The following is a 26279-nucleotide window of genomic DNA, read 5'->3' as shown; positions in this document are numbered from 1 at the left end:
GATACGCCGCCCCACGGCTGGGGTAAAATCGGCGTTTTAGACGATTGCCGCCCCGCCATGTCCGATCTGCTCACCGGTCTCAATCCCGAACAACTCTCCGCCGTCACCTGGCCCGCCAAGAGCGCGCTGGTGCTGGCCGGCGCCGGCAGCGGCAAGACGCGGGTGCTGACCACGCGCATCGCCTGGCTGATCCAGACCGGCCAGGCGAGCCCCGCCAACATCCTCGCCGTGACCTTCACCAACAAGGCGGCGCGCGAGATGCAGACGCGGTTGGGCGCGATGATCCCGGTCAACGTCAAGAACATGTGGATCGGCACCTTCCACGGCCTGTGCAACCGCTTCCTGCGCGCCCACTACCGCGACGCCGGGCTGCCCAGCACCTTCCAGATCCTCGATTCGGCCGACCAGCAGGCGGCGATCAAGCGCCTGCTGAAAAGCCTCGACGTCTCCGACGAGAAATTCCCGCCGCGCGCGGTGCAGAACTTCATCAACGGCAACAAGGAATCCGGCGTGCGCGCCGACCAACTGTCGGCGCACGACGCCTACACCAAGAAGCTGATCGAGCTCTACGCCGCCTACGACGCGCAGTGCCAGCGCGAGGGCGTGGTCGATTTCGCCGAGCTGCTGTTGCGCAGCTACGAGGTGCTGTCGCGCAACGCCGCGCTGGCCGAGCACTACAAGAGCCGCTTCCGCTTCATCCTGGTCGACGAGTTCCAGGACACCAACCGCCTGCAGTACGCCTGGCTCAAGCTGCTGGCCGGGCGCGACAACGCGCTGTTCGCGGTGGGCGACGACGACCAGAGCATCTACGCCTTCCGCGGCGCCGAGGTCGGCAATATGCGCTCGCTCTTGGTCGACTTCGGCATCGATGGCCCGGTGCGGCTGGAGCAGAACTACCGCTCAGCCGGCAACATCCTGGCCGCCGCCAACGCGCTGATCGAGAAGAACGACGGCCGGCTCGGCAAGAACCTGTGGACCGAGGCCGGCGAGGGCGAACCGATCCGCCTCTACGACGCCTATTCCGACGGCGACGAGGCCGAGTTCATCTGCGACGAGGTCCGCGCGCTCAAGCGCGACGGCTGGAACCTGGCCGACATCGCCGTGCTGTACCGCTCCAACGCACAGAGCCGCGCACTGGAACACGCCCTGGTCAACGCCGGCCTACCCTACCGCGTGTACGGCGGCCTGCGCTTCTTCGAACGCCAGGAGATCAAGCACGCGCTGGCCTATCTGCGCCTGATCGCCAACCCCGACGACGACAACGCGCTGCTGCGCGTCATCAACATCCCGGCGCGCGGCATCGGCGCGCGCACCGTGGAAGGCCTGCAGGCCACCAGCCGCGAGCAGGGCATCAGCCTGTGGCAGGCCGCCTGCGCCTCCGGCAGCGGCCGCGCCGCCGCCAGCCTCGGCAAGTTCGTGTTGTTGATCGACCAGCTGCGCGCACGCACGTCCACGCTGAACCTGGCCGAGACCGTCAGCCTGCTGCTCGACGATTCCGGCCTCAAGGCGATGTACGAGGCCGACAAGAAGGAGAGCGAGGAGCGCCTCGCCAACCTCGACGAACTGATCAACGCCGCCGCCGGCTTCTTCCCGCAGGACCCGGAGCAGGCGGTGGTGGAATTCCTCAGCGCCGCCAGCCTGGAGGCCGGTGAGCATCAGGCCGAAGCCGGCCAGGACGCGCTGCAGCTGATGACGGTGCACGCCGCCAAGGGCCTGGAATTCGACGCGGTGTTCGTGTCCGGGCTGGAGGAAGGGCTGTTCCCGCACGAGAACAGCTTCAACGACCCCAAGGGCCTGGAAGAGGAGCGGCGCCTGATGTATGTCGCGGTGACGCGCGCGCGCAAGCGGCTCTACCTCACCTCGGCGCAGAGCCGCATGCTGCACGGCCTGAGCCGCTACCCGATCCGCTCGCGCTTCATCGACGAGGTTCCGGGCCAGCTGCTGCACGTGCTGTCTGCTACAGTGAAACCGTCACCTGTCTCGCATAAACAGCGCGCGCCGTGGCTGGAACAGGCCGAACCGGCCCGCCCTGCGGCCAAGCTGAAGGGCTTCGCCATCGGCCAGTCGGTGACGCACGCCAAGTTCGGACTGGGCGTGGTGATCGACGCCGAGGGCGGCGGCGACGAAGTGCGGCTGCACGTCAACTTCGCCGAGCACGGCCTGAAATGGCTGGATTTGCGCTACGCCAAGCTCAGCGCGGCCTGAGTGCCGTTACCAGAAGACATCCCGATGAGCGACCTCAAGCCGCAGTCCACCTCGTTCCACAGCATCGCCTCGGCGTACAAGGGCGCGCGCCCGGCCGAGCAGCCGGCGTCCGACCCGTACGCCAAGCGGCTGTTCCTGATCATCGACAGCGTGCCGGAGATGCAGCGCGCGCTGGCGATGACGCTGTCCTCGTTCGGCGCCGAGAAGGTCGAGTACGCCAGCAAGGCGGGCGACGCGCTGGCCAAGCTCGCCAAGTACGAGTTCGACGTGGTGCTGTGCGACTACGACCTCGGCAACGGCTACGACGGCCTCTACCTGTTCGAGGAGGTCAAGGAACGCAACCTGATCAAACAGTCGTGCGTGTTCATGATCGTCACCGGCGAGCGCCGCGCCCAGCGCGTGATCTCGGCCGCCGAGCAGGCACCGGACGACTACCTGCTCAAGCCCTTCACCGGCGAGGTGCTGGCGCAGCGGCTGGAGCGCGCCATGCGCCGGCGCGAGGCATTCCGCATCGTCGACGAGGCGGTGATGCGCCACGAGTACCTCGCCGCCATCGAGGCCTGCAGCCGCAAGATCGGCGAGAAGAGCGAGTTCGCGCTCGACTTCATGAAGCTGAAAGGCTCGCTGTCGCTCAAGATCGGCGACTACGACACCGCGCGTGCCCTCTACATGGACGTGCTGCGCATCAAGACCGTGCCGTGGGCCAAGCTGGGGCTGGCCAAGGCGCTGACCGGGCAGAAGTCCTACGACGAGGCGCGGCTGCTGTTCGAAGAGGTGCTGCGCGAGAACGACCGGGTGATGGAAGCCTACGACTGGCTGGCCCGGCTGCACCAGGCCAACCACGAGCTCGACAAGGCGCAGCAGATGCTGACCCGCGCCACCCAGCTCTCGCCGGTGGTGATCCGGCGCCAGAAGCAACTGGCCGAAGTCGCACTGAAGAACCACGACCTCGCCACCGCCGAGGCCGCCAGCCGCGAGACGCTGGAAATCGCCAAGTACACCTGGCACCGCCACCCCACCCACTACGCCATGCTGGCGCGCATCCAGCTGGCGCAGGGCGAGCACGGCGCCGCCGCGCGCACCGTCGCCAGCCTGCGCCGCGACTACCGCTACAACGAGGTCGGCGAATGGATGGCCGACGTCTGCGACAGCCAGCTGCAGCTGAAGAACGGCAACCGCCAGCGCGCCGCCCAGCTGCTGGCCGAGGCGCAGGAGCGCTTCGGCAAGCTCGCCGCCGGCTTGCCGCCCGAGGCGCAGATGGAGTTCGCCCGCGCCTGCTACGCCCAGGGCCAGCAGGACAGCGGCGACGCCGCCATCGAGACGCTGGTACGCAACCACCACGACGACGAAACGCTGCTGGGACAGATCGGCGACCTGTTCGAGGACGTCGGCCGCAGCGATGCCGGACACCAGCTGATCGCCAGCAACGTGCAGTCGGTGATCGAACTCAACAACGAGGCCGTGCGCGCCGCCCAGGCCGGCCAGTTCGAGCTGGCCATCGAGCGCTTCGCCAAGGCACACGAAGACATGCCGGGCAACCTGCAGGTGATGCTCAACCTGGTCAACGCCACGCTGGCCTACGTGCACCGTAACGGCTGGCACGAAAGCCACATGCGCCGCGCCCACGAGCTGTTGAAGAAGGCGCGCGACCAGGCCCCGGCCAACAACAAGTTCCAGAAGCTGCTGCAAGCCTGGCGCATCCTGGTGGAGAAGCTGGGCAAGCCGCAGTGGGTGCTGTGATTCCGGCGCACGCCGCCCACGAGCGACACGACCCGCCCACGACGGGCTGACAGGCGGCGCCGGCGCCTGCCAAGGGAGAGACGCATGCCCGCCACCGCCCTGCCGGCCGCCCAGACCGACTGGCTGCGCACCGAGCGCATCCGCGAGGTCGAACTCATCTTCGCCGACCTCACCGGCTTTCCGCGCGGCAAGACGCTGCCGGCCGCCGCCTTCGGCCAGGGCCAGGAAGTGCGCATCGCCCGCGCCGTCGCCATCCAGGGCTGCACCGGCGAGTTTCCCGACTACCGCTTCTACGGCGAGCACGACCCGGACGTCACGCTGCGCCCCGATCCGGCCACGCTGCGCCGCGCCCCCTGGAGCGGCGGCGCGCGCGCCGTGGCGATCTGCGACAACGTCGACCACGACGGCAGGCTCTCGCCGCTGGCGCCGCGCTCGGTGCTGAAGCAGGTGCTGGCCGGCTACGCCGCGCGCGGCCTCGCCCCGGTGGTGGCGCCGGAGCTGGAGTTCTACCTGTTCGCCACGCACGACGGCGGCGCCACGCCGTTCCGGCCACCGACACTGCGCAGCGGGCGGTGCGAAACCGGCGGCGACGCCTTCAGCCTGTCGGCGCGCAACGACCTCGACCCGTTCTTCGACGAGGTCTACCGCGGCTGCGACGAGCTCGGCATCGTCACCGATACCTTCGTGCACGAGATGGGCCCGAGCCAGTTCGAGATCAACCTGCGCCACGGCGAGGCGCTGCGGCTCGCCGACCACACCTTCCTGTTCAAGTACCTGCTCAAGGAAACCGCCCACCGCCACGGCCTGTCGGCGGTGTGCATGGCCAAGCCGCTGGCCGGCGAGCCCGGCAGCTCGATGCATTTGCACCAGAGCCTGGTCGACGCGCAGGGCCGCAACGTGTTCAGCCGGCCCGACGGGAGCGCCAGCCCGCTGTTCCGACACTTCATCGCCGGCCTGCAGCGCCACCTGCCGGCGCTGCTGCCGCTGTTCTGCCCCAGCCCCAACTCCTACCGCCGCTTCGTCAAGGGCCTGGCGGCGCCGGTCAACCTGTCCTGGGGCGAGGACAACCGCTCGGTCGGGCTGCGCGTGCCGCACGGCGAGCCTGCGGCGCGGCGCGTTGAGAACCGCCTGCCGGGCGCCGACGCCAACCCCTACCTGGCGCTGGCGGCGAGCCTCGGCGCCGGCCTGCTGGGCCTGACCGAGCGGCTGGAACCGGAAGCAGCGGCGGTGGGCAACGTGTTCAAGCAGGGCGAGGCCAGCCTGCCCGCCACGCTCGACGCCGCGCTGGCCGCCATGGCCGCCGCCCCGAGCGCATGGCAGTTGTTCGGCGAGGAATTCGTGCGGGCCTACCTGGCGGTGAAGGAGCTGGAACTGGCCGATTACCACCAGCAGGTCACACCGTGGGAGCGGCGCCACCTCGGGCTGCTGGCCTGAGCCTGCCGCAGTGGTGCCTGCCTTTGGTCACGCATCCTCCGGAAACGACACGGCCCCGCCGAAGCGGGGCCGTGTTGTGTGACCGTGAAAAGGCTCAGCTGCGCGACAGCCTCAGCCGTTCGGCCAGGCGCTCGATCGCCTCGTCGCGGCTGAGCGGCGGCGTGGCGCGCTGCTGTTCGGCCACCACCCAGGTTTCCAGCCGGCTGCGGTCGCCGTGCGCGGCACGCAACAGTATGCCGTAATCGCGCCCCGTCATCTGCGACGGAACATCGACCGGACGGGTCTGGGTGTGGCGCGCGTAGCCGGGACTGTCGTCCAGGATGCGGTTGGCCTGTGGACGACGCGAGCGGATCACCCAGATGAGCAGGGCCAGCAGGACGACCGCCATTATCGACAGAAATTCGACCATCAGTCGGAGTCTCCTTTCGAACAATCGTTTGCCATTATTCCATAAGCCTAAAGCCGGGTCGAATCAGCGCCGGCGAGGGAACTCACCCCACCATATGGAGCGGACGGCGCGCGAAGATGAAGAACTCGCGGTTGCCGTCACCGCCCTTGATCGGGCTATCGAACCACTTGAGCACCTCGAAACCGAGCTGCTGCACCAGCGTGGTGATGGTCTGCCTCACCCCGTCGTACAGCCCCTCGTCCTTGACGATGCCGCCGCGGCCGATGCCGGAGCGCCCCACCTCGAACTGCGGCTTGACCAGCGACAGCAGGTAACCGCCGGGGCCGATCAAGGGTAGCGCCGAGGGTAGCACCAGCGTCAGCGAGATGAACGACACGTCGCACACCATCAGGTCGAACGGCACGCCGTGGTTGGCGGCGAGCAGCGCCGCGTGGTCCAGCGCGCGGGCGTTGACGCCTTCGAAGAAGGTCACGCGCGGATCCTCGGCCAGGCGGGCGGCGAGCTGGCCGTGCCCCACGTCCACCCCCACCACCCGGCTCGCGCCCGACTGCAGCAGGCAGTCGGTAAAGCCGCCGGTGGACTGACCGACGTCGAGCGCGCACAGCCCGCTCACGTCGAGCCCGGCAGCCGCCAGCGCGCCCTGCATCTTCAACCCACCGCGCGAGACGAAACGGTCGGCCTCGTCCGGCGTCACCAAGAGCCGCGCCGACGGCGCCAGCTTCTGGCTCGCCTTGGCGACCGGCACGGCGCGCCCGTCCTCGGCGACGCTGACCCGGCCGGCGGCGATCAGGTTCTGCGCGGCGGTGCGCGAAGGCGCAAGGCCTTGTTCCAGCAGGAGAAGGTCGGCTCGGATCATGATGTGCTTATGGGCGTTCGAAAAAAGAGCACAGGGTGGCGTCGGCACCGCGCGCTGTCAAGCAGCCGGCTCAGCCGATGATGCCGGGCACGATCGCGACCTTCCTTGCGCCTGCTCAAGCAAAGTGCGGAGAGCAACACGGGCCGAGGGTTGGCGGGAAAGCGGCTTGGTGCGATCATCGCGGCATAAGCGACAACAAGGGAGCATGGCATGGATACTCACCAACTCGACGCGGCGGAAGTGCGCATTCTGGGCGCGCTGATCGAAAAGCAGGCGCTCACCCCGGACGCCTACCCGATGACGCTCAACGGGCTGCTCACCGCCTGCAACCAGCTGACCAGCCGCGAGCCGGTGATGCAGTTGTCCGAAGCCGAGCTGAGCCAGGCGCTCGCGAGCCTGTTGGAGCAGAAGCTGATCGGCGAGCGGCTGCCGGCCGGCAGCCGCGTGGCCAAGTACGAGCATCGCCTGCCCTACGCCTGGAACATCGACGGGGCGCGGCTCGCCGCGCTGTGCGTACTGCTGTTGCGCGGCCCGCAGACCTCGGCCGAGATCCGCAGCAAGGCCGGGCGCATCTACGCCTTCTCCGGCGTGGACGAGGTCGATACCGCGCTGGCCGCGCTGGCCGACAAATACCCGCCGCTGGTGGTCAAGCTGGAGCGCCAGCCGGGCGAGCGCGAGGCACGCTGGGCGCACCTGCTCTGCGGCGAGCCGACGCCGCCGATCAGCGCCCCGGCCGCGGCCATCGACGTCGGCTTGGCCGGCCGGGTCGCCGCGCTGGAAGCCGAAGTGGCGGCGCTGAAAACACGGCTGGCCGAACTGGTGGATCTGCTCGGCGGTTGAACCGACGGTGCCGGGCATGGTCTACTCCGTTCCCCGCAGCAACTTCCCTCCGGAGAACACATGAAGAAGACCACCCTCCTCCTCGGCCTCGTGGCCGCCAGCAGCCTGGCCCAGGCCGGCAACCTGTCGCTCGGCGCCGGCGACGACTACGTCACGCTGTCGCGCACCCCGAGCGGACTCGGCATCGGCTTCACTGCCGACTACCTCAACCATAAGCACAACGGCGAGAGCGCCGGCCTCGGGATGGAGTTCGCCGTCCCGGCCGGCCCGCTGACCGTCGCCGCCGGCGCCAAGGCGATCTATGTCGACGCCGACGGCGACGGCACGGCGGGCGCCCTGGGCGGCCGCGCCGCGCTGGACCTGGGCTCCAACTTCAGCCTGTTCGGCCAGGCCTACCACGCCCCGTCCGGCACCTCCAGCGGCAGCATCCGCGAAGTCAACGACGCCAACGCCGGCGTACGCTGGAACCCGGTGCCGCTGTTCACCGTGGAAGCCGGCTACCGCTACTTCGACGTCAAGCGCGAGGATGCCCAGCGCAACCGCAAGCTGGCGGACGGCCCCTACCTCGGCGTCGGCCTGCAGTTCTAAGCCGTTCTACGCCTGATACGACAACGCCCCGGTCAGTTCGCTGCCGGGGCGTTTGATTTGGTGGCCTCTCAGTCCATCAACTGGCGGTAGAGGTACACCAGCACCCGCGCCAGTTCGGCCGCGGTCTGCTGCTGGCCGGTGTTACCGCTATGGCCGCCGGCGTCGGTCTCGATGAACAGCGCGTCGTGGCCGTGCTCGGCCAGGCGTGCCACCATCTTGCGCGCGTGTGCCGGGTGCACGCGGTCGTCCTTGGCGCTGGTGGTGAACAGCGCAAGCGGGTAGCGCGCGTCAGGCCGCACCTGGTGGTAAGGCGAGTAGGCGGCGAGGTGCACGCGCGTTTCCGGGTCTTCCGGGTCGCCGTACTCGTCGATCCAGCTCGCCCCGGCCAACAGCTCGGTGTAGCGCAGCATGTCCAACAGCGGCACCTCGCACACCACGGCGTTGAACAGGTCGGGACGGCGCGTCATGGCGGCGCCGACCAAGAGGCCGCCGTTGCTGCCGCCCTCGATGCCGAGCCGGCGCGGGCAGGTAACGCCGCGCGCGATCAGGTCCTCGGCCACCGCGACAAAGTCGTCGAAGCTGACCGCGCGCTTCACCCCTTGCGCCGCCTGGTGCCAAGCCGGGCCGAACTCGCCGCCGCCGCGGATGTTGGCCACCGCGAACACGCCGCCTTTCTCCAGCCATTGCGGGCCGAAGTTGTCCATGTAGTAGGGCATCATCGGTACTTCGAAGCCGCCGTAGCCGTACAGCAAGGTCGGTGCGCTGCCATCGAACGGCAGCTCGCGCGGGCGCACGATGAAGTAGGGAATCGCGGTGCCGTCCGGTGCCGTGGCGTACCACTGCTCGGCGACGAAACCGCTGGCGTCGAACGCCGCCGGCTGCTGGCGCAGCACCTCGGGCGCCGTGTCGCGGGCGAGGTCGATGCGGTACAGCCCGGCCGGGGTGAGGAAGTCGCTGTAGCTGTAGTAGAGCAGATCGCTCTGCCACGGCTGGTCGGCAAACTCGATCACGCCGTCCTGCGGCAGCGGGTTGGCGAATTCCTGCCACTCGTCACCGACGCGGCGCAGCGTAACGAGCCGGCTCTTGACGTTGTCGAGCACGATGACGGCGAGCAGGTTCAGCGTGGCCTCGACCATTTCCACCGACTGGCGCTCGCCCGGCTCGAACAGCACGGCGATGCGGCCCAGTTGACCGCTCGCGGCATCGCAGGCCACGGCGAGCAAGGTGCCGGCGGCGTAATGCTGGCCGTGAACGCTCCAGTCGTCGGCCAGTTTGACGATCAGATCGCCGTGGCTGTAGGCCTCGATCTCGCTCTTCGGCGGCAGCGGCAGCGCGGTCAGCGTGCAGTCGGCGGCGAGGTGGTAGTAGGTCTTGCTGTAGAAGGAGTCGGACGCTTCGACGATGTCGAACGAGGTCGCATCGGCGTCGAGGAAGCGCCAGGCGGCCGCCATCATCGCCTCGTCAGGCAGCTTGAGCAGCGGCACGGCGGCGTCCCAGCCCTGACCGCGCTCGAGCAACCACACCTCGCGCGGATAGCCGGCGCGGCTCAGTTGCTCGTCTTCCCAGGCCGGGCAGACGAACACGCTGTCGAGGTCGCGCCAGGCGATATGGTTCTTGCCGTAGGGGAAGGCGAAGCCGCCGGCGACGAAGGCCTGCGCCTCGAGGTCGTACTCGCGCGTCACGGTGGCGTCGGAACCGCCCGGGGTCAGGCTCAGCAGCACACGCGACGGTTGCAGCGTGTAGTGCGACACGCCGTCGAGGTACCAGTCGACCACCTCCGCCGCAGCCAGCGCGTCGAGATCGAGCACGGTCTGCCAATCCTGCGTGTTGGCGCGGTAGGCGTCGAGCGTGGTGCGGCGGTAGATGCCGCGCGGGTGGGTTTCATCCTGGTGGAAGTTGTACAGCCAGCCGGCGTGTTCGGCGAAGAACGGAATCTGGCGCGTGTCGCGCAGCGTGGCGAGGATGTCCTCCGCGAGCGGTACGAAGCGCGGGTCGGCGTCGAGCTGCGCCCGGGTACGCGCGTTCTGCTCGTCCACCCAGCGGGCGACGTCGGGGCTGTCGAGGCTTTCCAGCCAGCGGTGGGGATCGTGGTCAGGCATGTCGGATTGGCCGAAGGTTGCTATGGGCCGAGGGTAGCACGCCCCCCCGGCCTTCGGCCAACCTTGTGTCAGGCCGCCGCCAGCACCGTCGCCAGCGCCGCCAGCACGCGGTCGACCTCGGCGCGACCGACCTGCCAGTGTGTCACGATGCGCATCATGCCGGCCTCCGGGGGATTGGCCTTGATGCCGGCCTCGGTCAGCGCCGCCATCAGCCGCGCCGTGTCGACCGACTCGGCCAGCCGGAACCACACCATGTTGATCTCGACACTGGCGAGATCCACCGTCACTCCCGGCAGCGCCGCCAGCTGCTCGGCCAGGTAGCGCGCGTTGGCGTGGTCCTCGGCCAGGCGTTGCGTCATCTCGGTCAGCGCGATCAGTCCGGGCGCGGCCAGCACGCCGGCCTGGCGCCAGCCGCCGCCCATCAGCTTGCGGTTCTTGCGCGCGCGGGCGATGAACCCGGCGGGGCCGGCCAGGATCGAGCCGACCGGCGCCGCCAGCCCCTTGGACAGGCACACCATCACGGTATCGGCGTGGCGCGTGATGTCGCGCACGTCGCAGCCAAGCGTGGTGGCGGCGTTGAACACGCGCGCACCGTCCAGGTGCACCGGCACGCCGTGGGCCTGGGCTACCTCGGCCACCGCCTGCATCGCGGCAAGCGGGATCACCCGGCCGTTGCTGTGAGCGTTCTCCAGGCAGATCAGGCCGGTGTTCGGATGGTGGATGTCGTCGCCGACGCGGATGCGCTTCTTCACCTCGGCGGCATCGAGTACGCCGTCCGGACTGGCGATGGTCCGCAATTGCACCCCGGCGATCACCGCCGCGCCGCCGGTCTCGTGCCAGACGATGTGGCAGTCGTCGCCGAGGATCACCTCGTCGCCACGCCGGCAGTGGGTCAGGAGCGCGAGCTGATTGCCGAAGTTGCCGCTGGGCACGAACAGCGCCGCTTCCTTGCCCAGCCGCTCGGCCGCCACGCGTTCCAGTTCCTGCACGGTCGGGTCGTCGCCGTAAACGTCGTCGCCGACCGGGGCGTCGAACATCGCCTGGCGCATAGCCGGCGTGGGCTGGGTCACGGTGTCGCTGCGTATATCAATCCACTGCATGGTTTCCCCTTGGAATGACCGACGGCGGCTCGTGGCCGCCGTCGTAACGAATCGTCGATCAGGCTCTTGCCTGATTGTGCCAGCAGCGCATGCCGGCTGTCAGTCCTGCACGGTCAGTCGGGTCCTTACTAGTGGATGCGGTAGGATTGCTTGATCTCGCTGGCAAGGCGGTGGGCCTTGTCGAGCGTGGTACTGTCCATCGAAATGTCGGCACCGCAGTCGCAGCGCAAGGCGGCGGCCTGATCGGGGGCCAGGGTATCGAGATGCTGACGCGTTTCATGCCCGCACTGGTCGCAGGCAATGACCACGGTAGGGTTGTAGTGTTTGTCGAGGTCGATGTCGAATCTCGGCTGCTGCTTCATGGGTCTGTCTCCACGTTTGAGGACGGAGGGACGAGCCGCCAGCGGAACGCCTTGGCCGTTCTTGACGGTCTCATTGTCCAGCATAGCCAGCCGGGCCGGCGACCGCCAGCCGCAATCCCTATTTCCCCGCCTGGCGCCGCAGCGTCACGCTCTCGCCGCCGATGCCCCAGTTGTCGGTATCGACCTCGTCGATCACCACTACCGTGGTGGCCGGATTCTTGCCCAGCACGTCGACCAGCAGTTGGGTCGCACCGCGGATCAGTTCGGCCTTCTGCTCGGCCGTGGCGCCCTCGCGGGTAATCTTGATATTGACGTAAGGCATGCAAAGCTCCTTGTGGATGAAAACGACGGGGGACGGACCACCAGCCAGGCGCCGGCGCTGCTCAGCGCCAGCCCGGCCAGCAGCCAGCCGGACAACGGTTCCTGCAGCAGCCACAGCGCCAGCACGCCGGAGAGGGCCGGCACCAGCGCCATCATCGCCCCCATGCGCGCCGCGCCGATGTGCTCGACGGCGTACAGATAGAGCAGCATGGTCACCACCACCGCCAGCGCGCCCTGGTAGAACGCCTGCAGCAGGATGGCCCCCCAGGGGGCGGAGGCGAGGCCGGACGGCAGCCACAGCAGATAGACCGGCAGGAAGCACAGCGCCGCCCACAGCGCGCTGCCGATGGTGGCGTCGAGCGGGTGGATGGCGTAGCGGCGTATCGTCACACTGTACCAGGCCCAGCACAGCGCCGAGCCGACCAGCAACACATCGCCCCAGCCGCTCGTAGCACCGGCGAAGTTCTCCACCGCCACGCAGCCCACCCCGGCGGCGATCAGGGCGAGCCCGACCAGCTTGGCCGGTGCCGGCAGCTCGCCCAGCAGCCACCACAGCAGCAGCGGCACCAGGAAGGGCAGCAGGCCCGGCAGCAGCACCGCTGCGTGCAGCGCCGACGACAGGCGGAAGCCCCAGTACGCCAGCAGCGCGTAGCCCAGCGCCCCGATCAGCCCCAGGCGCAGCAGGCGCCCATCCAGCAGCCGGGTGCGGCGCCATGCCCACAACGGCAGCAGCAGTACGGCGCCGACGCCGAAGCGCAGCGCCACCATGTCGTACGGCGTCAGCGCGCTCTTGCCGCCCAGCCGCGACACCACGATGAAGCCGCTCCAGATCAGCACGGCCAATACGGCAAACAGCATTCCGCGACGCATGGCACCTTCTCCTTCAAGTTCATGTACGACAAGGTAGCGCGCCGGCAGCAATGCGGTAAAATGAATAATTATTATCGAAACGTTCTCGTATCGAGATGGATCTCTCCGACCTCACCGTGTTCTGCACCGTGGTGGAAGCCGGCGGCGTCACCCGCGCCGCCGAGCGGCTGCACCGCGTGCAGTCCAACGTCACCACCCGCATCCGCAAGCTGGAACAGGATCTCGGTGTCAGCCTGTTCGAGCGCGAGGGCCGCCAACTGGTGCTCACCGCCGACGGCGAACGCCTGCTGGGCTACGCCCGCCAGCTGCTCGGGCTGGCCGCCGCCGCCCGCAACGAGCTGGCCGGACAGCGCCTGGCCGGACGTTTCCGCCTGGGTTCGATGGAAAACACCGCCGCCACCCGGTTGCCGCTGCCGCTGAGCCGCTTCCACCGCGACTATCCCGAGGTCGAGCTGGAGCTCTCCACCGGCCCGTCGCTGCCGATGTGCCAGCGCGTGCTGCGCGGCGAGGTGGACGCGGCGCTGGTGGCCGAGCCGGTGGGCGGGGAACTCGATGCCCGGCTCGACAGCCGCATCATCGGCGTCGAGGAGCTGGTGCTGGTGACGGCGCTCGACCATCCGCCGGTGCGCGACGCCCGCGACGTGGCCCAGGACACGCTGCTGGCATTCCAGCCCGGCTGCGGCTACCGCCAGCGGCTGGAAGACTGGTTTGCCAGCGCCGGCCGACTGCCGCAGCGTCAGGTCGAGCTGTCCTCCTACCACGCCATCCTCGGCTGCGCCGCCGCCGGCATGGGCGTGGCGCTGGTGCCGGACAAGCTGCTCGACCAGTACGCCGGCCAGGCCGCGCTGGCGCGCCACCGGCTGCCTCCCGCCACCGCGCACGCGCCCACGCTGCTGGTCTGGAAGCGCAGCCAGCCGCGCGCGGTGATCGCGCGCTTCGCCGACTACCTGCTCGACGACGAGGCCACGCCGTCCTGAACTGTCGGCCGCGCGCCACGTCCCATACCGGGCACCGCTGGTCCGGGAGCCGCGCATGCAGTATCCTTCGCCGCTTTGACGCCTGCCGGAGATGTTGATGAACCCGTCCGATGCCGATCTCGACCGCCGCTTTGGCGGCATCGCCCGCCTCTACGGCGAGGCGGCGCTGGAGCGCTTCCGCCATGCCCACGTCTGCGTGATCGGGGTGGGCGGCGTCGGTTCGTGGGCGGTGGAGGCACTGGCGCGCAGCGCCATCGGCAAGCTGACCCTGATCGATCTCGACAACGTGGCCGAATCCAACACCAACCGCCAGTTGCCGGCGCTCGACCCGCACTATGGCCGCGCCAAGGTCAGCGTGCTGGCGGAACGGGTGCGCGCCATCAACCCGGCGTGCGAGGTGGTGGAAATCGAAGATTTCGTCGAGGAAGGCAACCTCGAGGCGATGCTGGGGCGCGGCTACGACTTCGTCATCGACGCCATCGACAACCTGCGCGTGAAGACCGCCATGGCGGCGTGGTGCGTCAAGCGGCGCCAGCCCTTCGTCGTCTCCGGCGGTGCCGGCGGCCAGATGGACCCGACACAGATCCGCGTGGCCGACCTGGGCGAGGTCACCTACGACCCGCTGCTGTCCAAGCTGCGCTACAACCTGCGTCGCCGCCACGGCTTCCCCCGCGAGGCGGGCAAGAAGCTGCACGTGCCCTGCGTGTTCTCCACCGAACAGCTGGTCTACCCCGACGCGCCGAGCTGCGACGTCGGCGAGCACGGCCCGCAGGGGCTGTCGTGCGCCGGCTTCGGCGCCAGCATGGCGGTCACCGCCAGCTTCGGCCTGGCCGCCGCCGCCCACGCGCTGAAGGCGCTGGCCAAGCCGGCGCGCACCAAGTAGGACTGTTGCCGCCGAGGCCGGCAACGACAACGCCCTGCCCCAACGGGCGGGGCGTTGTCATGTTGGCCAAAGCCCGGTTCAGGCCAAGAGGCAGGCGCTCTGCGTCGCCGCGTCGAGCCTACGCAGCGTCGGCACTTCGCTGGCGCAGCGCGCCTGGGCCAGCGGGCAGCGGGTACGGAACACGCAGCCGGACGGCGGGTTGAGCGGGCTCGGCAGGTCGCCGCCCAGGAGCTGGATCTGCTTGGCACGCTCCAGCGCCGGGTCGGGGATCGGAATCGCCGACAGCAGCGCGCGGGTGTAGGGGTGGCTCGGCTTGGCGTACAAGGCGTGCTTGTCGGCCATCTCCATCTCGCGTCCCAGGTACATCACCAGGATGCGGTCGGAGATATGCTTGACCACCGCCAGGTCGTGCGCGATGAAGATCAGCGCCAGCCCCATCTCGTGCTGCAGCTCCTTCAAGAGGTTGATGATCTGCGCCTGGATCGACACGTCGAGCGCCGACACCGGCTCGTCGCAGATGATCAGCTTGGGCTCGAGGATCAGCGCGCGGGCGATGCCGATGCGCTGGCACTGGCCGCCGGAGAACTCGTGCGGGTAGCGGTTGATCATCTGCTCCCTGAGGCCGACCTTGGCCATCATCGCCTTGACCCGCTTCATCACCTCCTCGCCCGACAGTTCGGGGCGGTGCACGCGCAGCGGCTCGCCGATGATCTGGGCCACGGTCATGCGCGGATTGAGCGAGGCCAGCGGGTCCTGGAAGATCATCTGGATGTCGCGGCGCACCGCATGCCAGTCGCGCTCGGAACCCTTGCGCAGATCCTTGCCCATCCACACGATCTCGCCGCCGGTGGCCGGGATCAGGTTGAGGATGGCGCGGCTCAGCGTCGACTTGCCGCAGCCGGATTCGCCGACCACGCCCAGGGTTTCGCCGGCGTACAGGTCGAAGCTGACGCCGTCGACCGCCTTCAACACCCTCTTCGGGGGCCACGGCCAGGCCTTGTCGCCGGCGCTGACCTGGAAATGGACCTTGAGGTCTCGTACCGACAGGATCGGCTGCTTTGCGGTTGGCTCAGGCACGGGCCACCTCCTTGTGCATCGTCGGGATCAGTTGCTCGGCCGGCTTGTGGCAGGCGCGCAGCACGTCCGCCCGGTGGCTGGCCGGGACCAGCGCCGGCAGTTCCCTGGCGCAGCGCTCACTGGCATGGACGCAACGCTCAAAGAACGGGCAGCCCTTGGGCATGTTGGCCATATTGGGCGGGTTGCCGGGGATGCTCAGCAACTCGTCGCCGTCGTGATCGAGACGCGGCAGCGCGCCCAAGAGGCCGATGGTGTACGGGTGCGAGGGCTGGTAGAAGATGTTCTCGGCCGGCCCCTGCTCCATCACGCGGCCGCCGTACATCACCATCACGCGGTCGCACAGCCCGGCCACCACCCCCAGGTCGTGGGTGATCATGATGATGGCGGTGCCGAAATCGCGCTGCAGGTCCTTGAGCAAGGCCAGGATCTGCGCCTGCACCGTGACGTCGAGCGCGGTGGTCGGCTCATCGGCGATCAGCACCTCCGGCTCGCACAACAGCGCCATGGCGATCATCACGCGCTGGCGCATGCCGCCGGAGAATTCATGCGGGTACATGTCGATGCGCCGCGCCGCATCCGGGATGCGCACCGCTTCCAGCAGCTCGATCGCACGCTTCCTGGCCTCCTTGCGGCGCATGCCCTTGTGCAGTTCGAGCACCTCGGTCATCTGCCGCTCCACCGTCAGGTAGGGATTGAGCGAGGTCATCGGGTCCTGGAAGATCATCGACACGCGGTTACCGCGGATGCGGTTGAGTTCGCGCGGGCTCATCGTCAGCAGGTTCTTGCCCTGGTACAGCGCTTCTCCGCTGGCCAGGCCGTTCTTCGCCAGGAGCCCCATCATCGCCAGCACGCTCTGGCTCTTGCCGGAGCCGGACTCGCCGACGATCCCCAGGGTCTGGCCGCGCTCCAGCTCGAAGCTGACGCCGTTGACCGCCTGCACCTCGCCGTCCAGCGTGGCAAAGCGCACGCCAAGATTATTTACTTGCAACTGTGACATCTCGTTCTCCGGCTCAGCGGTCTTTCGGGTCCAGCGCATCGCGCAGGCCGTCCCCGACGTAGTTGGCGCAGTACAGCGTGAGCGACAGCAACCCGGCCGGGAACAGCAGGATCCACGGCGTGGTCTCCATCACCCCGACGCCGTCCTCAATCAGCACGCCCCAGCTGGTCATCGGTTCCTGCACCCCAAGACCGAGGAAGGACAGCACCGACTCGGTCAGGATCACGCCCGGCACCGTCACCGTGGTGTAGATCACCACGATCCCCAGCAGGTTCGGCACCACGTGGCGGAAGATCAGCTGCCGCGTCGGCACGCCGATGGCGCGGGCCGCCTCGATGAACTCCTTGGAGCGGATCGACAGCGTCTGGCCGCGCACCACACGCGCCATGTCCATCCACGAGAACACCGTGATGGTCAGCACCACCAGGGAAAACTCGCGCCCCAACAGCGTCACCATCAGGATCGCGATCAGCAAGTAGGGCACGGCGTACATCATGTCCACCAGGCGCATCATCAGCGAATCGACCTTGCCGCCGAAGAAACCGGCGGTGGCGCCCCAGACGATGCCGATGGTGACCGAGGCGATGGTCGCCATCAGCCCCACCATCAACGAAATGCGCCCGCCGATCAGGCAGCGCACCAACAGGTCGCGCCCCAACTCGTCGGTGCCGAACCAGTGCCAGCCCTGCAGCGTCGGCGCCACGCTCATGGCGTCCCAGTCGGTGTCGTCGAAGGCGTTGGGCAGGAGCAGCGGCCCGACGATACAGGCCAGCGTGATCAGGGTCAGGATCACCAGACTTGCCACGGCGGCCTTGTTGCGCAGGAAGCGGTGGCGGGCGTCGACCCAGGGGCTGCGCCCCTCGACCGGTGCCACGGTGGCGGCGCCGTCGAGCACCGCGGCCAGCGCCGATTGTTTGCGTTGGAACAGCATCACGATTCCTCGCTCAATAACGGATTTTCGGGTCGAGCAGCGCGTAGGCCAGGTCGACCAGCAGGTTCAGTACCACGGCGACCACGGTCACCAGCACCACCAGCCCCAGCACCAGGGTGTAGTCGCGGTTGGCGGCGCCGTTGACGATCAGCTTGCCGATGCCGGGCAAGGAAAACACCGACTCGGTCACCACCGCGGCGGTGATCGACGAGATCGCCAGCGGCCCCAGCACCGACACCACCGGCAGCAGCGCCGGCTTCAGCGCGTGGCGGAACACGATGGTGGAGAGCGGCAGCCCCTTGGCGCGCGCGGTACGGATGAAGTTGCTGTTCAGCACCTCGATCAGGCTGCCGCGCATCACCCGGCCGATGGTCGAGACGTTGATGAAGGTCAGCAAGGCCATCGGCAGCAGCATGTAGCGCACGTCGAAGTCGTTCCAGCCGCCGGCCGGCGCCACGCCAAGCCAGATCGCGAACACCATGATCAGCACCGGGCCGATCACGAACGACGGAAAGGCGCTGCCGATATTGCCGATCAGCATCACCAGGTAATCGACCAGGCTGTTCTGGCGCAGCGCGGCGACGATGCCGAGGCCGACGCCGATCACCACCGAGATCAGCAGCGAGCCGCCACCGATCGTGGCCGACACCGGCAGGGCCTTGGCCACCAGGTCGTTCACGCTCCAGTCGGCGTAGCGGAACGAGGCGCCCAGGTCGCCCTGCAACAGGCCCTTCAGGTAATACAGGTATTGCTGCCACAAGGGCATGTCGAGGTGGTACTTGGCCTGCAGGTTGGCCAGCACTGCCTCCGACACCTTGCGTTCGCCGTCGAACGGCCCGCCAGGGGTGGCATGCAGCATCAGGTAACAGACGGTGATGACGACGAGCAGGGTCGGGATCGTCATCAGCACGCGGCGGAAAGCGTAAGACCACATGGAGCATCTCCTTGAAACACGCGTCGCGCGCTCCGGCCATGCGCCGACCCGGCACAGGCCGTCACCGGCCGCGCCGCAGGATACGGAGCAAGGACAGGAAAATCGCGCCGACGGACACCGGCCGCCGCCCTCAGGCAGGGCGGCGAGCCGGTCGGGAGGCCTGGCGGCCTCCCCGGAACCTCATCTCAAGCGTAGAACCCGTTCAGTAGACGAGCGAGCCCAAGCAGGTTGAGCGCTGCCGGAAGCGTAGATGGGTGGAGCAAAGCGAAACCCATCGATCGATGCCGATGGGTTCCGGCACAGAGTGCCTTCACCCATCCTACGAGCTCAAGATGCGCAGGCGCAGCCGTCTGATGAAGTGGGTTCTCAGTGCTTGATGATGTACAGGTCCTTGCTGCGATAGCGGTCCATCGGGTTCTTGGTGGAGTAGCCGCCGACGTAGGACTTCACCAGGCGCGGCACGGTGTACTGCAGCAGCGGCAGCGCCGGGTAGTCGTCCATGATCATCTTGGTGGCCTGGGTCAGGAGCTGCTTGCGCTTGGCCGGATCGAGCGACTGGTTGCCCTGCTTGATCAGCTCTTCGGCTTTCGGGTTGCAGTTGAAGTTGTCGTTCTGGTCGTTGCCGCACTGCACCAGCGCGAGGAAGGTGGTGGCGTCGTTGTAGTCGGCCACCCAGCCGTTACGGCCGATCTGGTACTCGCCGTCGTGACGCTTCTTCAGCAGCACCTTGAACTCCATGCTTTCCATGTCGGTGTTCAGGCCGAGCTTGGTCTTCCATTCCGAAGCGGCGAAGATCGCCATCTTCTTGTGATATTCACTGGTGTTGTAGGCGAACTTGACCTTGGTGCCCGGCTGCACGCCGGCTTCGGCCAGCAGCTTCTTGGCCTCGGCCACGCGCTTGGCCATCGGCCAGCTGGCCCAGTCGTAGCTGGTCACGTCGGCACCGGCGGTGCCCTTGACGATCACGCTGTAGGCCGGAGCCTGTCCGTCGGCGGTGATCTTCTTGGACAGGATGTCGCGGTCGATCACCATCGACAGCGCCTTGCGCACGCGCACGTCCTTCAACAGCGGGTCCTTGTTGTTGAAGCCGTAGTAGCGCAGGCCGAGCATCGGAGCGTTCTTGATGTCTTTCGGGTATTCGGCCTTGTACTTGTCGTAGGTGCCCGGCGGCAGCTGGTACACCCAGTCGTTCTCGCCGGACTGGAACAGCTTGACGTCGGCGAAGCCGTCTTCCACCGGCAGATAGGTCACCTTGTTCAGCTGGACGTTCTTGGCGTCCCAGTACTGCGGGTTCTTTTCCAGCACGATCTTGCTGTTGACCTGCCAGTCCTTCAGCACGAAGGCGCCGTTGCTGACCAGCTTGCCCGGCTTGGTCCAGTCCTTGCCGAACTTGTCGATGGCGGCCTTGGGCTGCGGACCGAGCTGGTTGTTGGACACCAGCTCCGGCAGGAAGGCCACCGGGTACGGGGTCTTGATCTCGAGGGTGTACTTGTCCAGCGCCTTGACACCGACCTCGCTGGTCGGCTTCTTGCCTTCGGCGGCTTCCTTGCCGTTGAGCAGGAAGATGCCGTAGGTGGTGGCGTACGGCGAGGCGGTCTTGGGATCGAGGAAACGACGAATGCCGTACACGAAGTCGTCGGCGGTCACCGGCGTGCCGTCGGACCACTTGGCGTTCTTGCGCAGGCTGAACACCCAGGTGGTCGGATCCTTCTGCTTCCAGGACTCGGCCACACCCGGCACCACCTTGCCCTCGGCGTCGGTGGCGGTCAGGCCTTCGAACAGGTCGCGAGTCAGGTTGTTGGCACCGACCGACTCGGCCAGCGCCGGGTCCAGCGACTCGGTCTCGGAGCCGTTGTTGCGCACCAGCTCCTGCTTGGCGTCCAGTTGCACCCCGGCCGGCACCTTGGCCGCCAGCGCCACACCCGATGCGCCGGCCAGTGCCAGCGCTACGGATACCGTCATTGCGTGAAGCATCATCGTTTTTCTCATGCACTATTCTCCTGTTAGCAGCCCTGACTGAGCGGGCCTTGCATCGAGCCGTCGTCCGCTCTATCGGCGAACAGCCGGTCGCTACGCCCCGGGGGGTGCTCGGGATATCGAGCCCACCCTCGAATGGTGGCAGGAGTATTTCACAGTTCAAACATCACATCCATTCAGTAAATGACAATATATATGCGTGTTTGTTATACGTTGAACAACACGATACCGCGTCGGATTCTCCGAAATTCGTAGATAAGAATCAGTTACTTAGTGCGATGCGCGAGCCTGCCCGGCCGGCGAGCGGCACCATGACGACGTCAATGCCGCAAGCCATGGCGCTCCAGCAGCAGGTAGCCGCAGGGAATGATCAGCAGCGTCAGCACGGTCGAGAAGATCAGTCCGCCGATCACCGCGATGGCGAGCGGGCCGTTGGTCTCGGCCCCCGCCCCCAGGCCGAAGGCGGCCGGCAGCATCGCCAGGATCACGGTCAGCGTGGTCATCAGCACCGGGCGCAAGCGGATCGGGCAGCTCACCCGCAAGGCCTCGTCCACCGTCAGCCCCTGCATGTGGTACTGGTTGGTGACGTCCACCAGCAGGATGCCGTTCTTGGCCACCAGCCCGATCAACAGCACCAGCCCGATCACCGAGTAGACGTTCAGCGTCTGGCCGGTCAGCCACAAGGCCAGAAGCCCGCCCACCAGCGCCAGCGGCTCGGCCAGCATGATCAGCGCCGGCTGGCGGAAACTGTTGAACTGGGCGGCGAGGATCAGGTACAGCATCAGCGAGGCCAGCACGAACACCGCCACCAGCTCGCCGCCGGTACGCTCCAGTTCGCGCGCCTCGCTGAGGAACTCGATGCGGTAGCCCGACGGCAAAAAACCCGCCGCTTCACGGCGTACCAGCTGCATGGCCTCGGCCAGCGGCAGTTCGGGGGAACTGGTCAGCCCCACCGAATACATCTGGCCCATGCGGCTGATCTGCGTCGGTCCCAGCCGGTGCTGCACCTGGGCCACGCCGGCCAGCGGCACCAGGGTGCCGGCGGCGTTGCGCAGGTAGACCGACTCGAGGTCCTGCGGCCGGGTCAGGGCAGCCTCGGCGGCCTTGACGCGGATCTCGTAGCGGTTGCCGTCGCCATCGGAGAAATTGCCCACCTCGGCCCCGGCGGTCAGCAGGTTCAGCGCCTCCAGCACGTCGGCCGTGGACAGCCCGGCGCGTGCCGCCGCCTCGCGCCGCACCGCGAGCGTCAGCATCGGCAGGCGGTTCTCGGCGCGGCGGTCGAAGCTGCCAAGCTCGGGATAGTTCGCCAGCCGCTCGGCAAAGCCATCCGCCAGCCGGCCGACCTGCGCCAGCTCCGGCCCGACCACGTTGAACTTGAACTGTCCGCCGCTGCCCTCGCCGGCCCGCGGGTAGGGATAGGCGTTGACCTTGACCCCCGGCACGCCCTGCGCCTTCTTGCGCGCCTCCTTCATCACCGCCTCCTGGGTGCGCGTGCGCTCTTCGCGCGGCTTGAGCCTGACCACCAGCCGCGTCTCGTAGGCATTGCGGCCGCCAGAGCCGCCGACCAAGGCCAGCACCGCGTCCACTTCGGGAATCTTGGCCAGCTTCTTCTCGATCAGCCGGGTGCGCGCGTCGTTGTACGCCAGGCTGGCACCGACCGGCACCTTCAGCGACATCTGGAAGCGTCCCTCGTCCTCCTTGGGATAAAACTCGACCTTGAGCAGGGTGAACGAGGTCAGCCCCGCCGCCACCAGCAGTGCGGTGCCGATCAGCACGCTCCACGGGTGATGCAGGGCCCAGGACAGCAGCGCCTTGTAGCCGTGCTCCATGCCCTCGAACACCTGCTCGAAGCCGCGGAACACCCGGCCATGACGCGGCTGGGCCTTGAGGAAGCGCGAGCACAGCATCGGTGTCAGCGTCACCGCCACCAGCAGCGACACCAGCACCCCGCACGACACCACCACGGCGAAGGTATTGAACAGCCGGCCGACGGTGCTCGACAGGAACACCACCGGCAGAAAGATCGCCACCAGCGACAAGGTAGCCGCCACCACCGCGAACACCACCTCGCGCGTGCCGTGGATCGCCGCCGGCAGCGGCTCCTCGCCGTTCTCCTCGCGGCGGTGGATGGCCTCCAGCACCACGATGGCGTCGTCGACCACCACCCCGATCAGGAGCAGCAGCGCCAACAGCGAAATGGCGTTGAAGGTGTAGCCGAGGAAATACATCACCGCGACGGCGCCCAGCAGTGACACCGGGATCGCCAGCGCCACGATCAGCGTGGCGCGCCAGTTGCGCAGGAAGCCCCACACCACCAGCGCCGCCAGCACCGTACCCTCAAGCAGGTGCTCCTGCAACGCATGCACCATCTCGCGGATGAAATCGGCGGAATTGGCGGCGATCGACAGCGTTAGCCCCGGCGGCAACGTCGGCCGGATCTCACGGTCGATCCGGCTCAGCACCGCGTCGACGATGGCCACGGTATTGGTGTTGGGGATGCGCACGATGCCGATGCTGACACTGGGCTGGCGGTTGAAGCGGCTCAGCATGCGCACGTCGGCCTCGCCGTCCACCACCCGCGCCACGTCGCCCAGCTTGACCGGCGCCTGCCCGTACCAGCCGATCACCAGCCCCTTCAGGGCCGAGACGCGGTGGAACTCCTGGTCGAGATCGACCAGGTACTCGCGCGGCCCGGCAATCAGATAGCCGCCCGCCTCCTGACGGTGCTCGCGCTCGAAGGCGGCCTGCACATCGCGCGCGGTCAGCTTGTACGCTGCCAGCTGCACCGGGTCGAGTTCGACCCGGATCAGCCGCTCGCCGCGGCCGCGGATGCTGACCTCGCCCACGCCGTCGATGGTTTCCAACTGCTTCTTGAGCACGGTGTCGGCAAAACGGAACAGCTCGCGTTCGGTGCGGTCGCCAGTCAGGGCCAGGAACAGGATGGGCGCGGCGTTGTCGTCGGTCTTGCTGATCACCGGCGACTCGGCCTGCTCGGGCAGGCTGCGGCGCACCTGCTCGATCTTGGCCTGCACCTCGGCGAACGCCACGTCGATGTTCTTGTCGAGGTCGAACAGGATGGTCACCGAGGAACGCCCGGTATACGAGGTGGAATCGAGGATGTCGATGCCGGGCACACTGTTGACCGCGGCCTCGATGAGCTGGGTCACGCTCTGGTCGATCACCTCGGGCGAGGCGCCGGGCAGACGAGTGGTAACCGTCAGCACCGGCTGCTCGATGGCCGGGTAGCGGTCCACCCCGATGCGCTGGTAGGCCACCACGCCGAACAACGCCACCACCGCCGACAGCACAAAGGCCAGCACATGGCGCCGTACGAACAGCTCGATCAGGTGTAGCACCGGAGCTACCCTCCCCCGGCCGCCGGCTTGCCGTCAACGGCCTCGACCGGCTTGACCTTGGCCTTGTCCGACAGGAAGCCGGCTCCGTCCACCGCCACCGTCTCCCCCGCCTTCAGGCCGGAGACGATCTCCACCCAGTCGCCCGACCCCAAGCCGGTGGACACCGCGCGCTCGCGCGCCCGGCCGTCCTTGACCACGTACACCACCATGCCCTTGGGGCGCTCGACCACCGCCGGCAGCGGCACCGCCAGCGCGGTTTTTCGCGACAGCGTCAGCTCGCCGTCGAGCGCGTCGCCGACACGCCACGGCGTATCGGCCGGTAACGGCGCGTAGGCCACGCGCGAGCGGCTGGCCGCATCGAAACCGGCGCGCACCTCGCTCAGCTTGACCTCGGCCGTCCGGCTGCCGTCGCTCAATCGCAGCGCCTGCCCCGGCTGCAACCGCTCCCCGGCCTCGCCCCCCACCGCCAGCTTGACGCGGCGCGCGCCGCTGGCGTTGATGCGGAACAGCACCTTGCCGACGCCGACGAAATCGCCCACGCTGACCAGTCGCGCCTCGAGCTGGCCGGAAAGTGGCGCGACGATCACCGCCTTGCCGGCATCGCGCCGCTTGATCGCCGCGGCCGACTCCGCCGCCTCCAGCTGCTGCTGCAGCGCCGCCAGGGCGGACGACGACGACTCCATCGCCGACGGCGAAATGAAGCCGCGCTCGACCAGCATACTGTCACGCTTAACCTGCGACATCTGCTGCACCACCAGCGCCTGCAGCCGCTCGACCTCGGCCTCGGCCATGTGCCTGGCATCGGCGAGGTTGGCCGCATCGAGCCGCGCCAGCGGCTGGCCGGCACGGACCTGCTGCCCCTCCTCCACCAGCACCGCGGTGATCCGCCCGCTGACCTCGGCTGCCACCTCCGGCGCCACCGCGGCCTCGACCTCGGCGTACACCCGCACGGTCTCGGCCAGCGCGCGCGGCGCCACCGTCAGCGTGCTGATGTTGAGCGCCGACTTGCCGCCGCCTGTCTCCTTCCCCGCCTGTTCCTTGCCGCCGCACGCGGCGAGCAGCAGGACCAGTGCCATGTAAGCCGTGACGCGCATCGTGATCGGCCACTCCGCATGATTTGCCCAGTATTGATAAGCACAGTATGGTTCATTTCGGGCGCACTCGTGACAGGCGTAAAAAAGCCCGGACGGGTCCGGGCTTCGGGGGACGGTCAGCAGGCGGAAAACCGCTCAGAGCAGCTTCCAGCCGATGGTCTCGCCGGCGCGCAGCGGCACCAGCTCGTGGTCGCCGTAGGGCAGGCTGGCGGGCACCGTCCAGCTCTCCTTCACCAGCGTGATGGTATCGGCGTTGCGCGGCAGGCCGTAGAAATCGGGGCCATGGAAGCTGGCGAAGCCCTCCAGCTTGTCCAGCGCGTCGGCCGCCTCGAACGCCTCGGCGTAGAGCTCGATGGCGGCGTTGGCGGTGTACATGCCGGCGCAGCCGCAGCTGTTCTCCTTGGTGTGGCGGGCGTGCGGCGCGCTGTCGGTGCCGAGGAAGAACTTGGTGCTGCCCGAAGTCGCCGCCTTGACCAGCGCCTGGCGATGCAGCTCGCGCTTCAACACCGGCAGGCAATAGTGATGCGGGCGGATGCCGCCGGCGAAGAGGGCGTTGCGGTTCATCAGCAGGTGATGCGCGGTGATGGTGGCGGCGACGTTGGCCGGCGCCGCGGCGACGTACTCGGCGGCGTCCTTGGTGGTGATGTGCTCGAACACCACTTTCAATTGCGGCAGGCGCGCCATCAGCGGCTGGAACACGCGCTCGATGAACACCGCCTCGCGGTCGAACACGTCCACCGCCGGATCGGTCACCTCGCCGTGTACCAGCAGCGGCAGGCCGATCTCGGCCATCGCCTCGAGCGCCGGCATCGCCTTGTCGATGCTGGTGACGCCGGCGTCGGAGTTGGTGGTGGCGCCGGCCGGGTACAGCTTCACGCCGTGCACGAAGCCGCTGGCCTTGGCCTTCTTCACTTCCTCGGCCGAAGTGTTGTCGGTCAGGTACAGCGTCATCAGTGGTTCGAAGGCGCTGCCGGCGGGGCGCGCGGCGAGCACGCGCTCGCGGTAGGCGGCGGCGGCCTCCACCGTGGTCACCGGCGGCTTGAGGTTGGGCATGATGATGGCGCGGCCCATCTGGCGACAGGTATCGGGCAGCACCGCCGCCAGGGCGGCATCGTCGCGGACGTGCAGGTGCCAGTCATCGGGGCGGGTCAGGGTCAGCTTCACGGGCAGGTCTTTCTCGGTCGGGTCCGGCAACCTCGGGGCGCAGGACACAGGATGGGTCGGCGGAT

Annotated in this window: 22 protein-coding genes; 7 read left to right on the top strand and 15 right to left on the bottom strand. The window is 68.1% G+C overall.

The annotated features are described in order from the left end of the window. Window positions 1–57 precede the first annotated feature (57 nt). From PSEMAI1_RS0101100 to PSEMAI1_RS0101090, 3 genes are all read left to right on the top strand, one after another. Window positions 58–2205, top strand: coding sequence for a UvrD-helicase domain-containing protein (locus PSEMAI1_RS0101100; protein WP_024301091.1), 2148 nt, complete (start codon window positions 58–60; stop codon window positions 2203–2205). Window positions 2206–2229: 24 nt separating this feature from the next. Continuing rightward, on the top strand, window positions 2230–3945 hold the full coding sequence (locus tag PSEMAI1_RS0101095) for a tetratricopeptide repeat-containing response regulator (protein ID WP_024301090.1): 1716 nt from the start codon (window positions 2230–2232) through the stop codon (window positions 3943–3945). 84 nt (window positions 3946–4029) lie between these two features. Further along, on the top strand, window positions 4030–5379 hold the full coding sequence (locus tag PSEMAI1_RS0101090; RefSeq protein WP_024301089.1) for a glutamine synthetase family protein: 1350 nt from the start codon (window positions 4030–4032) through the stop codon (window positions 5377–5379). Between the two features lie 94 nt (window positions 5380–5473). Here PSEMAI1_RS0101090 and PSEMAI1_RS0101085 read toward each other — a convergent pair whose 3' ends face one another. Both PSEMAI1_RS0101085 and PSEMAI1_RS0101080 read right to left on the bottom strand, forming a co-directional pair. Continuing rightward, a complete protein-coding gene (locus PSEMAI1_RS0101085) occupies window positions 5474–5788 on the bottom strand; it encodes a hypothetical protein (protein ID WP_024301088.1) in 315 nt (104 codons plus the stop codon). A gap of 82 nt (window positions 5789–5870) precedes the next feature. Continuing rightward, window positions 5871–6644, bottom strand: coding sequence for a TlyA family RNA methyltransferase (locus tag PSEMAI1_RS0101080; RefSeq protein ID WP_024301087.1), 774 nt, complete (start codon window positions 6642–6644; stop codon window positions 5871–5873). Between the two features lie 210 nt (window positions 6645–6854). On the opposite strand from PSEMAI1_RS0101080, the gene PSEMAI1_RS0101075 reads away from it, so the two are divergent. Continuing rightward, window positions 6855–7484: a YceH family protein gene (locus PSEMAI1_RS0101075; RefSeq protein ID WP_024301086.1), complete on the top strand. Its 630-nt coding sequence runs from the start codon at window positions 6855–6857 to the stop codon at window positions 7482–7484. A 60-nt stretch (window positions 7485–7544) separates the two neighbouring features. Continuing rightward, complete coding sequence (locus tag PSEMAI1_RS0101070) at window positions 7545–8072, top strand: YfaZ family outer membrane protein (RefSeq protein WP_024301085.1); 528 nt, start codon at window positions 7545–7547, stop codon at window positions 8070–8072. Between the two features lie 68 nt (window positions 8073–8140). Here the strand turns inward: PSEMAI1_RS0101070 and PSEMAI1_RS0101065 are convergent, their stop codons facing one another. The 5 genes from PSEMAI1_RS0101065 to PSEMAI1_RS0101040 all read right to left on the bottom strand — a co-directional run bounded on the left by PSEMAI1_RS0101065 (window position 8141) and on the right by PSEMAI1_RS0101040 (window position 12824). Continuing rightward, on the bottom strand, window positions 8141–10171 hold the full coding sequence (locus PSEMAI1_RS0101065) for a prolyl oligopeptidase family protein (protein ID WP_024301084.1): 2031 nt from the start codon (window positions 10169–10171) through the stop codon (window positions 8141–8143). A 68-nt stretch (window positions 10172–10239) separates the two neighbouring features. Then, window positions 10240–11271, bottom strand: a complete 1032-nt coding sequence (gene ltaE, locus PSEMAI1_RS0101055) for a low-specificity L-threonine aldolase (RefSeq protein WP_024301083.1) — start codon at window positions 11269–11271, stop codon at window positions 10240–10242. Between the two features lie 128 nt (window positions 11272–11399). Then, the gene (locus PSEMAI1_RS0101050; protein ID WP_024301082.1) at window positions 11400–11633 is read right to left on the bottom strand and encodes a hypothetical protein; all 234 of its coding nucleotides are present in this window, start codon (window positions 11631–11633) and stop codon (window positions 11400–11402) included. Between the two features lie 118 nt (window positions 11634–11751). Beyond that, window positions 11752–11955 carry a 2-hydroxymuconate tautomerase family protein gene (locus PSEMAI1_RS0101045; RefSeq protein ID WP_024301081.1) on the bottom strand — a complete coding sequence of 68 codons (204 nt, stop codon included), beginning with the start codon at window positions 11953–11955 and terminating at the stop codon, window positions 11752–11754. Next, a complete protein-coding gene (locus tag PSEMAI1_RS0101040; protein WP_029770428.1) occupies window positions 11892–12824 on the bottom strand; it encodes a DMT family transporter in 933 nt (310 codons plus the stop codon). The genes PSEMAI1_RS0101045 and PSEMAI1_RS0101040 overlap by 64 nt, the downstream gene beginning before the upstream one ends. A 95-nt stretch (window positions 12825–12919) precedes the next feature. Between PSEMAI1_RS0101040 and PSEMAI1_RS0101035 the strand changes: the two genes are divergently transcribed. After that, window positions 12920–13801: a LysR family transcriptional regulator gene (locus tag PSEMAI1_RS0101035; RefSeq protein ID WP_024301079.1), complete on the top strand. Its 882-nt coding sequence runs from the start codon at window positions 12920–12922 to the stop codon at window positions 13799–13801. A 97-nt stretch (window positions 13802–13898) separates the two neighbouring features. Further along, a complete protein-coding gene (locus PSEMAI1_RS0101030; RefSeq protein ID WP_024301078.1) occupies window positions 13899–14684 on the top strand; it encodes a ThiF family adenylyltransferase in 786 nt (261 codons plus the stop codon). A gap of 78 nt (window positions 14685–14762) precedes the next feature. Here PSEMAI1_RS0101030 and oppF read toward each other — a convergent pair whose 3' ends face one another. The 8 genes from oppF to pyrC form a co-directional block, all read right to left on the bottom strand. After that, window positions 14763–15761, bottom strand: coding sequence for a murein tripeptide/oligopeptide ABC transporter ATP binding protein OppF (gene oppF / locus PSEMAI1_RS0101025; RefSeq protein WP_024301077.1), 999 nt, complete (start codon window positions 15759–15761; stop codon window positions 14763–14765). Beyond that, entirely contained in the window at window positions 15754–16758 is a 1005-nt protein-coding gene (locus PSEMAI1_RS0101020; protein WP_024301076.1) for an ABC transporter ATP-binding protein, read from the bottom strand. The genes oppF and PSEMAI1_RS0101020 overlap by 8 nt, the downstream gene beginning before the upstream one ends. Before the next feature lie 13 nt (window positions 16759–16771). Then, entirely contained in the window at window positions 16772–17689 is a 918-nt protein-coding gene (locus PSEMAI1_RS0101015; protein WP_029770427.1) for an ABC transporter permease subunit, read from the bottom strand. Between the two features lie 13 nt (window positions 17690–17702). Continuing rightward, on the bottom strand, window positions 17703–18623 hold the full coding sequence (gene oppB, locus PSEMAI1_RS0101010; RefSeq protein WP_024301074.1) for an oligopeptide ABC transporter permease OppB: 921 nt from the start codon (window positions 18621–18623) through the stop codon (window positions 17703–17705). Between the two features lie 366 nt (window positions 18624–18989). Then, a complete protein-coding gene (locus PSEMAI1_RS0101005; RefSeq protein ID WP_232219812.1) occupies window positions 18990–20600 on the bottom strand; it encodes a peptide ABC transporter substrate-binding protein in 1611 nt (536 codons plus the stop codon). A gap of 320 nt (window positions 20601–20920) precedes the next feature. After that, the gene (locus PSEMAI1_RS0101000; protein ID WP_024301072.1) at window positions 20921–23956 is read right to left on the bottom strand and encodes an efflux RND transporter permease subunit; all 3036 of its coding nucleotides are present in this window, start codon (window positions 23954–23956) and stop codon (window positions 20921–20923) included. A 5-nt stretch (window positions 23957–23961) separates the two neighbouring features. Continuing rightward, window positions 23962–25050 (bottom strand): efflux RND transporter periplasmic adaptor subunit, encoded by a 1089-nt coding sequence (locus PSEMAI1_RS0100995; RefSeq protein WP_024301071.1) that lies wholly within the window; start codon window positions 25048–25050, stop codon window positions 23962–23964. 135 nt (window positions 25051–25185) lie between these two features. Beyond that, window positions 25186–26214, bottom strand: coding sequence for a dihydroorotase (pyrC, locus tag PSEMAI1_RS0100990; RefSeq protein ID WP_024301070.1), 1029 nt, complete (start codon window positions 26212–26214; stop codon window positions 25186–25188). Between the last annotated feature and the right edge of the window lie 65 nt (window positions 26215–26279).

It is taken from the genome of Pseudogulbenkiania sp. MAI-1, from assembly GCF_000527175.1.
GTDB lineage: Bacteria > Pseudomonadota > Gammaproteobacteria > Burkholderiales > Chromobacteriaceae > Pseudogulbenkiania.
The sequence above is the reverse complement of the archived record's forward strand: the minus strand, read 5'-3'. Positions and strand labels throughout refer to the sequence as shown.

Coding starts and splice junctions, on each gene's coding strand:
- PSEMAI1_RS0101100 (WP_024301091.1), top strand. CDS start 58: ATGTCCGATCTGCTCACCGGTCTCAATCCCGAACAACTCTCCGCCGTC.
- PSEMAI1_RS0101095 (WP_024301090.1), top strand. CDS start 2,230: ATGAGCGACCTCAAGCCGCAGTCCACCTCGTTCCACAGCATCGCCTCG.
- PSEMAI1_RS0101090 (WP_024301089.1), top strand. CDS start 4,030: ATGCCCGCCACCGCCCTGCCGGCCGCCCAGACCGACTGGCTGCGCACC.
- PSEMAI1_RS0101085 (WP_024301088.1), bottom strand. CDS start 5,788: ATGGTCGAATTTCTGTCGATAATGGCGGTCGTCCTGCTGGCCCTGCTC.
- PSEMAI1_RS0101080 (WP_024301087.1), bottom strand. CDS start 6,644: ATGATCCGAGCCGACCTTCTCCTGCTGGAACAAGGCCTTGCGCCTTCG.
- PSEMAI1_RS0101075 (WP_024301086.1), top strand. CDS start 6,855: ATGGATACTCACCAACTCGACGCGGCGGAAGTGCGCATTCTGGGCGCG.
- PSEMAI1_RS0101070 (WP_024301085.1), top strand. CDS start 7,545: ATGAAGAAGACCACCCTCCTCCTCGGCCTCGTGGCCGCCAGCAGCCTG.
- PSEMAI1_RS0101065 (WP_024301084.1), bottom strand. CDS start 10,171: ATGCCTGACCACGATCCCCACCGCTGGCTGGAAAGCCTCGACAGCCCC.
- ltaE (WP_024301083.1), bottom strand. CDS start 11,271: ATGCAGTGGATTGATATACGCAGCGACACCGTGACCCAGCCCACGCCG.
- PSEMAI1_RS0101050 (WP_024301082.1), bottom strand. CDS start 11,633: ATGAAGCAGCAGCCGAGATTCGACATCGACCTCGACAAACACTACAAC.
- PSEMAI1_RS0101045 (WP_024301081.1), bottom strand. CDS start 11,955: ATGCCTTACGTCAATATCAAGATTACCCGCGAGGGCGCCACGGCCGAG.
- PSEMAI1_RS0101040 (WP_029770428.1), bottom strand. CDS start 12,824: ATGCGTCGCGGAATGCTGTTTGCCGTATTGGCCGTGCTGATCTGGAGC.
- PSEMAI1_RS0101035 (WP_024301079.1), top strand. CDS start 12,920: ATGGATCTCTCCGACCTCACCGTGTTCTGCACCGTGGTGGAAGCCGGC.
- PSEMAI1_RS0101030 (WP_024301078.1), top strand. CDS start 13,899: ATGAACCCGTCCGATGCCGATCTCGACCGCCGCTTTGGCGGCATCGCC.
- PSEMAI1_RS0101020 (WP_024301076.1), bottom strand. CDS start 16,758: ATGTCACAGTTGCAAGTAAATAATCTTGGCGTGCGCTTTGCCACGCTG.
- PSEMAI1_RS0101015 (WP_029770427.1), bottom strand. CDS start 17,689: ATGCTGTTCCAACGCAAACAATCGGCGCTGGCCGCGGTGCTCGACGGC.
- oppB (WP_024301074.1), bottom strand. CDS start 18,623: ATGTGGTCTTACGCTTTCCGCCGCGTGCTGATGACGATCCCGACCCTG.
- PSEMAI1_RS0101005 (WP_232219812.1), bottom strand. CDS start 20,600: ATGATGCTTCACGCAATGACGGTATCCGTAGCGCTGGCACTGGCCGGC.
- PSEMAI1_RS0100995 (WP_024301071.1), bottom strand. CDS start 25,050: ATGCGCGTCACGGCTTACATGGCACTGGTCCTGCTGCTCGCCGCGTGC.